Raw genomic sequence first — 13,668 nt, 5'->3', positions numbered from 1 at the left:
GTGGCGCGGCCAGGGGCCTTGCCACGTGTCCTGTTCGCGGATCGACGCGCAGGGAACCGGACGTGCTCTGTCCTGACCCTGGACAGCGGGCGGAACGGCATGCTGTCATGCCAACTGCCGTTCCTTCCAACGTTGTACAGAGTCCCACGACGAGCCGCTACCTCAGTGGAGGACATGTGCGCATCCGAAGAAAACTGGCCCTCTTGCTCGCCGCCGTGCTGGGCTTCGGGGGACTCGCCGCGGTCCCCGCGGCGTCGGCCGCCGACGACACGGTCGAGGCCCACGGGCTCAAGGGCGAGTACTACACCCAGTCCGCCCCCGGAGCCTTCGACTTCCATGAACTCAAGGCCACCGCCTTCGACCCGACCATCGACTTCGCCAATCTGGAACCGCGGCTGAAGGCCGCCACCGGGCAGGCCGACGATGTCACCGTGCGCTGGACCGGGAAGATCGTTCCGGCCACCACCGGCCCGCACACCTTCTCGATGACCGGCGACAACGGATTCCGGCTCTGGATCGACGGCCGGCTCACCATCGACCACTGGGTCGACGACTGGGACAAGGAACAGACCTCCCCGCCCGTCGAACTCACCGCGGACCGCGCCTATGACATCAAGGTGGAGTACTTCGAGCACTACGGAGGCTCCAACCTCCACCTGCGGTGGACCGAGCCCGGCGGCAGCAAACGACCGGTGCCCCAGTCCGCGTTCCGGCTGCCCGACGGTTTCGCGTACGACGGCGCCACCGCCGCCACCGTACTGCCGGACGGCCGCACCCTGCGGCTCGACTTCGTCCAGAAGCTCGCCGCCCCGCCCGCCGGTCTCGTCTCCCATCTCAGCGCGATCATCGGCGGCGCGGCCTGGCCGCTGGGGAGCGTGAAGAGCGATCCCGACGACGCCAGACGGCTGCTGGTCACCCTGAAGGAGCCGGTCGTCGGCAAGGGCGGCTCCGCCGATCTGCGCTACGACGGCGCGGGCGGCCTCGCCGCCCAGCAGGGCAAGCGGGTCGCGGCCTTCTGGAGCAGCGGGCCCAACACCTCGCAGTACCAGCTCTCCACCCCCTGGGCCAAGGAGGTGGGCCCCGGCAACGCGCTTCCCGAGTATCCCCGGCCGCAGCTGACCCGTGACTCCTGGCAGAACCTCAACGGGCAGTGGCAGTTCGCCGCCGCCGAGAAGGGCGAGCGCCCGCCGGTCGGCACCACACTGCCCGAGCGGATCCTCGTCCCGTACCCCGTGGAGTCGCAGCTCTCCGGGATCGAACGGCACGAGGACCGGATGTGGTACCGCCGTACGTTCACCGTGCCGCCGAACTGGCGGATAGGCCAGGACAAGCGACTGAACCTCAACTTCGACGCCGTCGACTGGCAGGCCGAGGTATACGTCAACGGCACGAAGGTGACCGAGCACAAGGGCGGCTACGACCGGTTCAGCGCCGATGTGACCGACGCGCTCAAGCCCGGCCGTACCCAGGAGCTGATCGTCGGCGTCTACGACCCGACCGACGCCGCGGACGGCGAGAACCCGCCCGTCGGCAAGCAGCGCCTGAACCCGAGCGGCATCTGGTACACCCCCTCCTCCGGAATCTGGCAGACCGTCTGGATGGAACCGGTCGCCGCCGACCATGTCGGCTCGCTCCGGCTCACCCCCGATGTGGCGGGCGAGAAGCTCGCCGTCGAGGTACGCGGGATCCGGGACGGTGTGCCGGTCACGGCCACCGCGTACGACGGCAAGCGCAAGATCGGCACCGTCACCGGCCGCACGGGAAGCACACTGAACGTGCCGGTACGCGATCCGCGCCTGTGGTCGCCGGACGATCCCCATCTCTACCGGCTGGAGGTGACGGCGGGCAAGGACAGGGTCGGCAGCTACTTCGGGATGCGCTCCCTCACGGTCGAGAAGGTCGACGGTGTGCCGCGTACGGTGCTCAACGGCGAGCCGACCTTCCTCATGGCCACACTCGACCAGGGCTTCTGGCCCGACGGGCTGCACACCGCGCCGACCGACGAGGCTCTCGCGTACGACCTCAAGATGCATAAGAAGCTCGGCTACAACTCCGTACGCAAGCACATCAAGGTCGAGCCGGACCGGTGGTTCTACTGGGCGGACCGGCTCGGGCTGCTGGTCTGGCAGGACATGCCGGCGATGAACACCATCACCCCGAACGCCGCGTCCCGTGCCCAGTACGAGCACGAGATGAAGAAGATGATCGACCAGCACAGCAGCAGCCCCTCGGTGGTCATGTGGGTCACCTTCAACGAGGGCTGGGGCCAGTACGACCAGGCGCGGATCGCCGACCAGGCCAAGGCATGGGACCCGTCCCGGCTGGTCAACAACATGAGCGGGGTCAACTGCTGCGGCGCGGTCGACGGCGGCAACGGCGACATCGCCGACGCCCATGGCTATCCGACCCCGCAACTGCCCGCGCCCGACGGGAAACGGGCGCTGGTCAGCGGGGAGTACGGCGGACTGGGGCTCGCGGTGCCCGGCCACGCCTGGCCGGTGCAGCACACCTATGTGGGCGTCGACCAGGCCGCGTACACCGACGAGTACCTGGCCCAGCTCGGCAACGTCCGCAAGCTCGCCTGTCAGGGGAGCAATGGCGCGGTCTACACCCAGATCACCGATGTGGAGGGCGAGCTGAACGGACTGCTCACCTACGACCGCAAGGTGATGAAGCCCGATGTCCAGCGGCTCAAGGCGGCGCACGACGCGCTGATCCGTGATGCCTCCGACCCGGCGTCGATGGAGTGCGCCACCTCCTGATCCGCCCGCGGCCCCGGCCCGCCCGGTATCCGGGGCGGGCCGGGGCTCGCGCACGCGGGCTCCTGCCCGCCGGGCCGCGTGAACTCCGGGTCAGACGAACCGCGTGAACCCCGGGCCACATGAACACTGTGTGACCTCGGGAATAGGCTGAGCGGTGAGCCACCTTGAATCTCCTGTCGCCGCATCCGACGTTGGCGGAGCGGCGACGGAAGCCACCGGTCAGAGCGAGGAGCCTCGATGCCCAAGGCCACGTCCAAGGCGTATGTCTTCACCCGGCACGGCGGTCCGGAGGTGGAGACCTTCGTCGACCGGCCGACGCCGAGCCCCGGCCCCGGCCAGCTGCTGGTGGCCGTACGCGCCGCGGGCGTGAATCCCGTCGACTGGAAGCTGCGCGGCGGTTACCGCCGGCCCGGCTCCGCGCCCGCCTCACTGCCCGAGACGCTGGGCAGCGAGGCGGCCGGTGTGGTCGAGGAGATCGGCCCGGACGTCGAGGGCTTCGCCGTCGGCGACGCGGTCTTCGGCTCCACCCTCACCGGCGGATACACGGAGCGCACCCTGCTGCCGGTCGGGATCACCGCGCACAAGCCGGACGCGCTGTCGTTCACGGACGCGGCCGTACTGCCGGTCGCGGCGGCGACCGCGTACGACGCCGTGCGCCAGGCCGATCTGCCGTCCGGCGCCACCCTGCTGATCACCGGCGCCGGCGGGGGAGTGGGCGTGGCCGCCGTACAGCTCGCGCGCGCCTGCGGCGTGCGGGTCATCGGCACCGCGAGCGCGGGCAAGAAGGAGTTCGTCGAGTCCCTGGGCGCGGTCCATGTCCCGCCGGGACCCGACCTCGCCGCGCGGGTACGGGCCGTGGCGCCCGACGGTGTCGACGCCGTCCTCGACCTCGTCGGCGGCGATGTCCTCCGGGACGCGGCCGAGCTGCTCGTGGACCGTACGAAGCTGTTCAGCGTGGCGGACAAGGCGACGGTTCCCCAGCTGGGCGGCGCGGTGGTCGTACGGCAACGGACCGCCGCGGTCCTCGATGAGGTCGCGAAGCTCGTGGTCAGCGGCGCTCTGCGGCCGTTCGTGACCAGGACCTTCCCGCTGGAGCGCGCGGACGAGGCGCTGCGCGCGGTCGAGGCCGGGCATGTCCAGGGAAAGATCGTGATCGAGGTCGGCGCATGAGCGGCATGCCCGGGTCCCTCTCGCGCCCGCCCGCGCCGCGCCCGTCCTCGTCCCCCGCGCGGGAGCCGTCCCCGGCCGGTACGGCGGAGCTGCCCCCGGCCGTGCCCGGCCACCCGCTGGACCATCCCACGCTGGCCTCGCTCACCGGACCGCACGCGCACTTCGCCGAGCGGCGCGGCCGGCTGCTGCGCTATCCGCCCGACGTCTCGCCGTGGCTGGCGCTGCCCGACGCCCCCGACGCCGCTGACTGGGCCGACGCCGCCGCGCTCGCGGGCCCCGGCGGATCCCTGGCGCTCGCGGGCTACCGGGTGCCGCCGCCCGACGACTGGCAGGTCACCTTCAGCGCCGACGGAGTGCAACTCGTCGGCACCGACGTCACAAGCGCTCCTGACGCGGAGGCCGTCCCCCTCTCCACCGCCGACGTACCGGAGATCCTCGACCTGGTGGAGCGCACGCAACCGGGGCCGTTCCTGGCGCGCACCATCGAGATGGGCACGTATCTCGGCATCCGCCGCGAAGGGGCGCTGGTGGCGATGGCGGGAGAGCGGCTGCACCCGCCGGGCTGGGTCGAGATCAGCGCCGTCTGCACGGATCCCGCGTTCCGGGGCCAGGGCCTGGCGGCCCGTCTCGTCCTCGCGGTCGCCCACTCCATCAGCGCCCGCGGCGAACGGCCGTTCCTGCACGCGGCGGCGTCCAATACGAACGCCATCCGGCTGTACGAGTCGCTCGGCTTCCGGCTGCGCCGGACGACGAGGTTCCTCGGGGTCCGGGTCCCGGCCGATGAGTCCCGGAGCGTCGAGACGGGAGCCCGGACCGGCTGAGGCTGAGATAGTGGGATTTTGTTGGGCCCCGGCACATCGGTATGCTCCTGACCTGCGGGAATGGCCGCAAAGCCCACGAAAAGCCCCATCTGGGACTCCGGCGTACGAGTGACCCCGGTGTACAAGCGATCGAGGAACGGCAACAGCGATGACGGTGACAGAGGACAGCCCGGCGTACGGCGACAGCGAGCCGTATGCCGAGAGCCCGGTGTACGCCGAGGGCCAGCAGTACGGTCCCGGCATCGACCCCGAGCGCATGGCCGTCTGTCTGGCGGTACTCGACGAGCTCGACAAGCTGGATGTCGACCACCCCGACGCGATCACGGTCCGGCGGGCCACCGCCGGGATCTACCGCACCGTCAAGCAGCGCCGCCGCCAGGAGCGCAGGGCCGCCAAGACCGCCCACGACAAGGCCGTCACCGAAGCCACCGCCACCGGCTCCGCCGAGCGCATCGACGACGAGACCCAGGGCCTGCTGCCCTCCTCCTCGGCCATCGGCGAGATCGCGGGCATACTCCGGCGCCCCCGCTCCTGCTACATCTGCAAGACCCGCTACACCGAGGTCGACGCCTTCTACCACCAGCTCTGCCAGCGGTGTGCCGCCGAGAACCGCGCCCGCCGTGACGCCCGTACGGATCTCACCGGGCGGCGCGCACTGCTCACCGGCGGCCGGGCGAAGATCGGCATGTACATCGCGCTGCGGCTGCTGCGCGACGGCGCCCACACCACCATCACCACCCGTTTCCCGGGCGATGCCGTCCGCCGCTTCAAGGCGATGCCGGACAGCGACGAGTGGATCCATCGCCTCAAGATCGTCGGCATTGATCTGCGGGACCCCGCGCAGGTCGTCGCCCTCGCCGACTCCGTCGCCGCCGAAGGCCCGCTGGACATTCTGATCAACAACGCCGCACAGACGGTACGCCGCTCCCCGCAGGCGTACAGCGAGCTGCTGGCCGCCGAGTCCGCGCCGCTGCCCGCGGGTGAACTCCCCGCCTCCCAGGTCATCGGGGCGTTCGGCAGCGGTGCCCAGGCCGTACTGCCCGCCGCCGGCACGCAGGCGCTGAGCGCCTCCGATGTGACGGGCCTCGCGCTGGTCGGCGGCTCCGCCACACCGGCCAGGATCGAGGCGGGCACGGCGATCGACGCCGGGGGTCTGGTGCCCGATCTGCACGACACCAACAGCTGGGTGCAGACGGTCTCCGAGGTCGACGCGGTCGAGCTGCTCGAAGTCCAGTTGTGCAATTCCACCGCGCCCTTCATCCTGATCAGCAGGCTGCGTCCGGCGATGGCCGCGGCCGAGGCGGCCCGTGCCTACGTGGTGAACGTCTCCGCGATGGAGGGAGTCTTCAGTCGTGGTTACAAGGGGGCCGGTCACCCGCACACCAACATGGCCAAGGCGGCCCTGAACATGCTGACCCGTACCAGCGCCCAGGAGATGTTCGAGAGCGACGGCATCCTGATGACCGCCGTCGACACGGGATGGATCACCGACGAGCGCCCGCATCCGGACAAGATGCGGCTGGCCGACGAGGGCTTCCACGCCCCGCTGGACCTGATCGACGGCGCGGCGCGGGTGTACGACCCGATCGTGCGGGGCGAGAGTGGCGAGGATCTGTACGGCTGCTTCCTCAAGGACTACGCACCCGCCAACTGGTAGCCGCGGACAGACGGCCGACGGGCTCATCACCCGTCAGGTGGCCACCGGCCCGGAGGTCATGGGCCGAGTGGCCGGAATTTCACTCGAATGCGAGCCCTATCGAGCGGGTTGGCGCTCATATGGTTACGCTGGTGCGAACGGACGGCCAAGCAGGGGATACACCATCCCCAGGGCTGTGCTGGGACAGGCCCACTACCAGGGCCGCGGTCCCGTCCGACAACGGCGCCACCGCGACGGAAACGTGTCCTGTCCCAGAGTTGCGTGACACAGAGGAGTGCGCGGTGACACCAGACCTCACGAAGCACGAGCAGCGTCCGGCGGAGTTCGTGGAACGGAACCGTCGGCCCGACAAGAAGCTCGGAAATCTCGAAGTATGGGCCAGGTCGGCTCCGATCAGACTCGCCGGCTACGAGGACGACCTCGCGGAGCCGCACATCCTGCCCGGGATCGACTGACGCACCGGATCGACCGACGGATCGCCCTACGTCCCGTATCCCGCGCCAGTCGGGGTACGGGACGACGCATGACACGACCTGGAGCCGCGCGATCTGGAAGAGCGCGTCACCACCCCCCGACTTCCACTGCGCCGACTCCCACGCCCCGGCCACCGGCGGCGTAGTGCGGGCGGACCGGTCGCGGCCGCGTCCCGCGGCTGCTTCGGTGATCGCCCCGCCATGCGGACCGCCGTCGGCCTACCGGCCAGCGCGATCCGGCTGACCAGCACGGATGTCCCACAGCGCCCCCCCGGGCCTCACCATGTTCAGGTGCCGCGACGAGCGCGTACCGCCGCCTGAACGCGTGCGAGCTCCGGGCCTTCCGTCCTCTCTCCCGCTTGCGGGGTGGAGAGAGTTCCGGCAGACATAGGGGGACATCCATGGAGGAAGAGTCGGGAGATTCTGGTGCGCTCACCCCACCGTCGTCGGTATGTCACGCTCGCCATGCTGTCCGTGGGGATTCTGATCACGGCCGGCTGTGGCGGGGACGAGGGTGGCGAGGACATGGCGAGCGCGGAGGAGCTGCTGCTCCAGCCGGCCGCCGAGCGGGGACCCGATCCGTTCACCCGGTCCACCGTGAGCCCTGATTCCGTGACCGGTCCGGAGGTCCGGGCACCTTCGTCGGACTCCGGGGGCGGCGCGAGCGGCACCGTACGGGCACCACGCGCCCTGCCCGGCTCCACTCCGGGACTCTACGGCGGCACCGCCGTCGCCAGCTGTGAGGTGGATCGGCAGGCCCGTCTCCTCACTCAGGACCGGGCGAAGGCCCGCGCCTTCGCCGAGGGGGCTGGTGTCACCCAGGCGTCCGTCCCGGACTTCCTGCGCGGACTGACCCCCGTGGTGCTGCGGCCCGACATCCGGGTGACGAGCCACGGCTACCGCGACGGGTCCGCCGCCGCCTTCCAGTCCGTACTGCAAGCGGGTACCGCCGTCATGGTGGACAACAGGGGCGTGCCGAGGGTGCGCTGCGCCGACGGCAGTCCGCTGGGCCCGCCGATCGCCGCCAAGGGTTCCGTGCGGTACCGGGGCGAGAAGTGGAAGGGCTATCTGCCCGACCGGGTCGTCGTCATCACCCGTACCCCCGAGGCCGTCACCAGCCTGATCATCGTCGATCTCGCCGCCAACAGCTGGATCGAACGCCAGATCGGCACCGGGGGCCGGCGGGACAAGCCGCCCCAGGTGCCGCCGCGGTACGGGCCGGAGGCCGACATCACGGACCCGAACGCGGTGAAGATGCCGGGGGCCGGTTTGCCCGAGGTCCCCGCGGGTGTGGGGTCGGGGCCCGGGGACTCCCAGCAGGGCAGGTCCGCCCCGGACCAGGGACGGGACGTGCCCGACCAGCCGCGGGACGCGCCGCTCCTGGACGACGACGGGGTGGTCCCGCCGGACGGGCCGGTGCCGGTGGAGCCCGTGCCGGGCGGCGGAGCCGATGGGGACCTCCCGTTGTCCGACGAGGACATCCTGACGGGTCCTGACGATCCCGCGGTGCTCCCCGGCGACGAGTTGTCCGCCCCGTCGCTGAACGGTCCGGGCTCCGGCGGCGAGCTGATCGGCCCCGACGCGTTCGCCGGCTGACGGGGCGGTCCGGGGCTGACGGGACCGCTCGAAGAATCCGACAAATGATGACAGAGTGTCTCCATGGTTGAACGGGAAGCGGGTCCCCTGGCGCTCCCCGACGACTGGCCCGTCCCTCCACACATCAGTCTGTCCCTCAACCGGATGGGCACGTTCGACTGGCACCTCGACAGCGGGCTCCTGCATCTCGACTGCCCGGCGCTCGCGGTCCTGGATCTGCGCCCCGACGAGTACGACGGCCGGCTGAGCAGCCTGGAGGCACGGGTGTCACCGAGCGAGGGCAGCCGGCTGAAGACGGTGGTGGACCGGGCGGTGCGGGACGGCAACGTCACCTGCGGCGCGTACCTCCGTATCCGGCGGCGGGACGGAAACCTGCGCTGGACGCACACCCAGGGCGCCATCCGTCGTGACCCGGCGGGCCGGCCCTACCGCGTCGTCGGCATCGTCCGGGACGCCACCCAGGAACTCGCGGACTCGGCCGCGCGACTCGAACTGAGCGCGGTGCGCCGGGTGCGGACGAGCGTCGTCGAGGGCGCCGCCGCCGCTCTGGCCCATGCCAGGACCGTCCAGGACGTCATCGACGTACTGAAGGACTCCCATGGCCTGGCACACCTCGGGGCCAGCAGTCTCGTCATGGGGCTGATGGAGGCGGGGCGCATCCATCTGGTCGCCGAGGGCCCCGAGGGCTCCTACGTACCGGGGACGCGGGTCACGCGCACCGACGAGCAGTACCCGATGAGCGAGGTGGTACGGACGCTCGTACCGTGCTTCATCGAGTCCGCCGAGGAGTTCGCCGAGCGCTACCCCGTGCTCTGGCCGGACATCAGCGGGCTGGGCATCAACGCCGCCGCCTATCTGCCGCTGATCGCCCAGGCGCGGCCCATCGGCGCCCTCGGGCTGCTCTACCAGGAGAAGAGCGGCTTCACCGCCGAGGACCGCAATCTGCTGGTCGCGCTCGGCAGCAGTATCGCCCAGAGCCTCCAGCGCGCCGTCCTCTTCGAGCAGGAGCACGATCTGGCCGAGGGGCTCCAGCAGGCGATGCTGCCCCGCCGGATCCCCGCCGTGCCGGGCGCCGAGATCGCGGTCCGCTACCGCTCGGCCCGGCTCGGCCGGGACATCGGCGGCGACTGGTACGACGTGATCCCGCTGCCCGGCGGCCGGGTCGGGGCGGTCATCGGCGACGTACAGGGCCATGACACCCACGCGGCCGCCGTGATGGGACAGCTGCGCATCGTGCTGCGCGCGTACGCGGCCGAGGGGCACGCACCGGCCACCGTGATGGCGCGGGCCTCGGTCTTCCTCCATGAACTGGACACGGACCGCTTCGCGACCTGCACCTACGCGGAGGCCGATCTCACCACCGGAGTGATCCAGCTGGTCCGGGCCGGCCATGTCGATCCGCTGATCAGGGACACCGACGGCAGCTGCCGCCGGCTGCCGGTGCCCGGCGGGATGCCGCTCGGGCTCTCCGCGGCCTTCGGACGGCTCGACTACCCGGTGGAGACGATCGAACTGGACCCCGGCCAGACCCTGTTGCTCTACACCGACGGACTGGTGGAGCAGCCGGGCGCCGATCTGGACGACGGGCTGCAACTGCTGGCCGCACTGGTACGGGACGGTCCGCGCGATCTCCAGCTGCTGGCCGACCGGCTCTGCGAGGTGGTCGACGCGCGGGGCGGCGAGGACGATGTCGCCGTACTGCTGCTGCGCCGCGGCGGCGCGCGCGCCCCGCGCTCCGGCGGCCGGCTCCAGCAGCGGGTCGCGCGGGGCGACCCCGAGGGGCTGAGCACCGCCCGGCACATGATCCGCGCGGCGGTGGCCGCCTGGGGAGCCAGGGGACGTTCCGACGAGATCGAACTGGCCGCCGACGAGCTGATCACCAACGCGCTGATGCACACCGGTGGCGGGGCCGTCGTGACCGTACGGGTGCTGTCCGGGGTGGAGCGACGGATGCGGGTCGAGGTCGAGGACGAATCGAGCGCTCTGCCGCACCGCCGGGACGCCGGGTACTCAGGGGTCTCGGGGCGCGGACTCCAGCTCGTGGCAGCGCTGGCGGACGAGTGGGGCGTGGAGTCGCGCGGCTTCGGCAAGTGCGTGTGGTGCGAGTTCGTCGTGCCGAGCCGACCGTCACGTTGAACGTTTTTCGTCGTTAACTGTAGGTGAATTGATCGTACTTGACCGTAATCAAACAAGGGTGATGGGCTCTGCTCGTCGCCGTACCACGCCTCTAGGACCTGGGGTTCCCTTGACCACCGAGCTGCTGGCACCTCTCGATCTGGCCTTCTGGCATCTCGAATCCGCGGACCATCCCATGCACCTCGGCGCGCTCGCGGTCTTCACCGCGGCACCCGGCACGGCCGGCGGAGCGGGCGTGCTGGAACTGCTCGCCGCGCGCGCCGCCGCCATCCCCCGGCTCAGGATGCGGGTACGGGACGTCTGGCTGCCGGTCGGCGGAGCGGCCTGGGCGGTGCACAAGGAGTTCGACGTGCGTCGGCATGTGCGCCGATTGCCCCTGCCCGAGGGGGAGTTCGCGACACAGGCGGCGCGGCTGGCGGGCGAGCTGATGGAACGTCCGCTCGAACGCGGCATCCCACCCTGGGAGATGTATGTCCTGACGACGGAGGGCGGCGGCCGAGAGGGGACGATGAGCGGCGGCCGGCCCTTCGCCGTCCTGGTGAAGCTGCACCACGCGCTGGCCGACGGCATCCGTGCCGTCGCCATCGGCGCCGGAATCTTCGACCAGATCGCCGACGCGCGGGCGGCCGGTGACCGCCGGGCACGCCCGGTGCCGCCCCGGTCCTGGCTGCCCGGCCCCTGGCAGGTGGCGGGGCTGGCCAGGGGCCGGATCGAGGAGCTGGGCAGGGCGGTCGGTATCGGCGCGTCGGTCGTACGGGCGAGCCGGCTCGACCCGCGCGGTATGCGCGCGCTCAGCGCCGGATCCAGCGGGACACGGCGGCTGGCCACCGCCCTGCTGGATCTGGAGGACGTCCAGCGGATCCGCAGGGCCGCGGGCGGCACGGCCAACGATGTCCTCCTCGCGACCGTGGCCGGCGCGCTGCGCCGCTGGATGCTCGAACGGGGCGAGCCGCTGCCCGTCGCCCCGCCGCGCGCTCTCGTACCGGTCTCCCGGCGCAGACCGGGCAGTCCGCCCGGCTCGGGCAACAGACTCTCCGCCTATCTCCTCGGTCTGCCGGTCGCCGAGGCCGACCCCCGGGCCAGGCTCGCCGCCGTACGCCGGGGCATGGACCGCAACAAGTCCGACGGGCCCTCGCGCGGAGCCGGCGCGGTGGCCGTCCTCGCCGACCAACTGCCGCCGCTCGCCCACCGGCTGGGGGCGCCGCTCGCCGGCAGCGCGGCCAGGATGCTCTTCGACATCCTGGTGACGAGCGTCCCGCTGCCGCGCTCGACGCTCTCGCTCGGTGGCTGCCCACTGCGCGAGGTGTATCCGATGGCGCCGCTCGCCCGCGGCCAGTCCCTCGCGGTGGCGCTGTCCAGCTATGGCGGACGGGTACATGTCGGGCTGGTCGCCGACGGCAAGGCCGTGCCGGACCTCGACCGGCTGGCGCGCGCAATGACCGACGAACTGCGGGAACTGCTCCGCGTCACCGGGCCGAGCGGCCGGATCCGCTCCGGCGACTCCGGCCGAGCGGCCCCCGCCGGAGGATCCTTGGCGATGAAGAGCCCCCGGACAACCGAGAGATCGGACAGCTGAGTGCGAACTCCGCACAGATAGCTGCCTCATGGGTGTTGACGGGTCCAGTCATCCGATGAATATTCATCGTGATCGGCATGCTGACCGCCCTCGGCCGGGGGTGGTCGGCGGCGGCGACATCGGGAGGCGGCAGCGGTATGCGGCACACCACGCTCGGCCAGGGAACGGTCGGGGTGACCGGACTCTCCTTCGGGGCGGCCGGGATCGGCAATCTCTACACCCCCGTCGGACCCGAGCAGGCCGCCGCGGCGGTGGACGCCGCCTGGGACGCGGGCATCCGCTACTTCGACACCGCGCCGCACTACGGCCTCGGGCTCTCCGAACGACGGCTCGGCGAGGCGCTGCGCGACCGGCCGCGCGCCGCGTACACCCTCTCCACCAAGGTGGGCCGGCTGCTCGCCCCCGTCACCGGCGGCGGACCCGTCGGCGACGATCTCGCCCAGGGCTTCGCCGTACCCGCCACGCACCGCCGTGTCTGGGACTTCAGCGGGGACGGGGTACGCCGCTCCATCGAGGACAGTCTCCGGCGACTGGGGACCGACCGTATCGACATCGTCTATCTGCACGACCCCGACGACCACGCGGAGGGAGCCTTCCAGCAGGCGTACCCGGCGCTGGAGCGGCTGCGCGCCGAAGGGGTCGTCGGGGCGATCGGCGCCGGGATGAACCAGACGGCGATGCTCACTCGCTTCCTCCGTGACACCGACGCCGATGTCGTCCTGTGCGCCGGCCGCTTCACCCTGCTCGACCAGTCGGCGCTCACCGAACTGCTGCCCGAGGCCGTCGCGCGTGGCAGGAGCGTGGTCGTCGGCGGGGTCTTCAACTCCGGGCTGCTCGCCGACCCGCGCCCCGGCGCGACATACGACTACACCGCCGCCCCGCCCGAACTGCTCGACCGGGCCCTGCGGATGGACGCCGTCACCCGGCGGTACGGAGTGCCGCTGCGCGCCGCGGCCCTGCGCTACCCCCTGCGCCATCCCGCTGTCGCCAGTGTGCTGGTCGGTGCCCGTTCCGCGGCGGAGGTACGCGACGCGGCCGAACTGGCCGCACGTGCGGTCCCCGACGAGCTGTGGGCCGAGCTGCGCGTGGAAGGACTGCTGAGCGAGGACGGAGTGCTGTCATGAGGGTCGCCCTGCACACCAGGGTCCGTGCCGACCGGATCGGGGCGTACGAGGCGGCGCACCGCGAGGTGCCCGCCGAACTCACCGCCGCGATCCGGGCCGCGGGCGCCACCTCCTGGACGATCTGGCGCAGCGGTACCGATCTCTTCCATCTGCTGGAGTGCGAGGACTACCCCCGTCTGCTCGCCGAGCTGGACCGGCTGCCGGTCAATGTCGCCTGGCAGGCGCGGATGGCCGAGCTGCTCGATGTCGTGCACGACTACTCCGCGGCCGGTGCCGACGCCGGACTGCCCGTCGTCTGGGAGCTGACATGACACCGCCCGACATGACACCGCCCGACATGACACCGCCCGACA

10 protein-coding genes are annotated in these 13,668 nt (G+C 71.5%); all 10 read left to right on the top strand.

Features of this window, described 5'->3' with window-relative positions:
* Positions 1-107 precede the first annotated feature (107 nt).
* Entirely contained in the window at positions 108-2,762 is a 2,655-nt protein-coding gene (locus ABTZ59_RS16455; protein ID WP_503002950.1) for a PA14 domain-containing protein, read from the top strand.
* A 237-nt stretch (positions 2,763-2,999) separates the two neighbouring features.
* On the top strand, positions 3,000-3,932 hold the full coding sequence (locus ABTZ59_RS16450) for an NADP-dependent oxidoreductase (RefSeq protein WP_351397012.1): 933 nt from the start codon (positions 3,000-3,002) through the stop codon (positions 3,930-3,932).
* Positions 3,933-3,937: 5 nt separating this feature from the next.
* Positions 3,938-4,753 (top strand): GNAT family N-acetyltransferase, encoded by an 816-nt coding sequence (locus ABTZ59_RS16445; RefSeq protein ID WP_503002964.1) that lies wholly within the window; start codon positions 3,938-3,940, stop codon positions 4,751-4,753.
* A gap of 148 nt (positions 4,754-4,901) precedes the next feature.
* Positions 4,902-6,410, top strand: a complete 1,509-nt coding sequence (locus ABTZ59_RS16440) for an SDR family NAD(P)-dependent oxidoreductase (protein WP_503002948.1) — start codon at positions 4,902-4,904, stop codon at positions 6,408-6,410.
* Between the two features lie 281 nt (positions 6,411-6,691).
* Positions 6,692-6,865, top strand: coding sequence for a hypothetical protein (locus ABTZ59_RS16435; RefSeq protein ID WP_351397006.1), 174 nt, complete (start codon positions 6,692-6,694; stop codon positions 6,863-6,865).
* A gap of 444 nt (positions 6,866-7,309) precedes the next feature.
* Positions 7,310-8,479: a DUF6777 domain-containing protein gene (locus ABTZ59_RS16430; RefSeq protein ID WP_351397003.1), complete on the top strand. Its 1,170-nt coding sequence runs from the start codon at positions 7,310-7,312 to the stop codon at positions 8,477-8,479.
* 63 nt (positions 8,480-8,542) lie between these two features.
* Complete coding sequence (locus ABTZ59_RS16425) at positions 8,543-10,615, top strand: SpoIIE family protein phosphatase (RefSeq protein ID WP_351397001.1); 2,073 nt, start codon at positions 8,543-8,545, stop codon at positions 10,613-10,615.
* A gap of 109 nt (positions 10,616-10,724) precedes the next feature.
* Positions 10,725-12,191 carry a wax ester/triacylglycerol synthase family O-acyltransferase gene (locus tag ABTZ59_RS16420; RefSeq protein ID WP_351396998.1) on the top strand — a complete coding sequence of 489 codons (1,467 nt, stop codon included), beginning with the start codon at positions 10,725-10,727 and terminating at the stop codon, positions 12,189-12,191.
* Between the two features lie 137 nt (positions 12,192-12,328).
* Entirely contained in the window at positions 12,329-13,315 is a 987-nt protein-coding gene (locus tag ABTZ59_RS16415; RefSeq protein ID WP_351397110.1) for an aldo/keto reductase, read from the top strand.
* Positions 13,312-13,626, top strand: a complete 315-nt coding sequence (locus ABTZ59_RS16410; RefSeq protein ID WP_351396995.1) for an L-rhamnose mutarotase — start codon at positions 13,312-13,314, stop codon at positions 13,624-13,626. Before ABTZ59_RS16415 ends, ABTZ59_RS16410 begins: the two co-directional genes overlap by 4 nt.
* Positions 13,627-13,668: the final 42 nt, after the last annotated feature.

Origin of the sequence: Streptomyces sp. NPDC094034, from assembly GCF_040303865.1 — a bacterium.
Classification (GTDB): domain Bacteria; phylum Actinomycetota; class Actinomycetes; order Streptomycetales; family Streptomycetaceae; genus Streptomyces.
This window is presented reverse-complemented; position numbering and strand designations above follow the sequence as displayed.

Bases quoted from the DNA above. Each gene is read 5' to 3' on its own strand.
- ABTZ59_RS16415 (WP_351397110.1), top strand. From the start codon at position 12,329: ATGCGGCACACCACGCTCGGCCAGGGAACGGTCGGGGTGACCGGACTC.
- ABTZ59_RS16425 (WP_351397001.1), top strand. From the start codon at position 8,543: ATGGTTGAACGGGAAGCGGGTCCCCTGGCGCTCCCCGACGACTGGCCC.
- ABTZ59_RS16440 (WP_503002948.1), top strand. From the start codon at position 4,902: ATGACGGTGACAGAGGACAGCCCGGCGTACGGCGACAGCGAGCCGTAT.
- ABTZ59_RS16410 (WP_351396995.1), top strand. From the start codon at position 13,312: ATGAGGGTCGCCCTGCACACCAGGGTCCGTGCCGACCGGATCGGGGCG.
- ABTZ59_RS16445 (WP_503002964.1), top strand. From the start codon at position 3,938: ATGCCCGGGTCCCTCTCGCGCCCGCCCGCGCCGCGCCCGTCCTCGTCC.
- ABTZ59_RS16450 (WP_351397012.1), top strand. From the start codon at position 3,000: ATGCCCAAGGCCACGTCCAAGGCGTATGTCTTCACCCGGCACGGCGGT.
- ABTZ59_RS16455 (WP_503002950.1), top strand. From the start codon at position 108: ATGCCAACTGCCGTTCCTTCCAACGTTGTACAGAGTCCCACGACGAGC.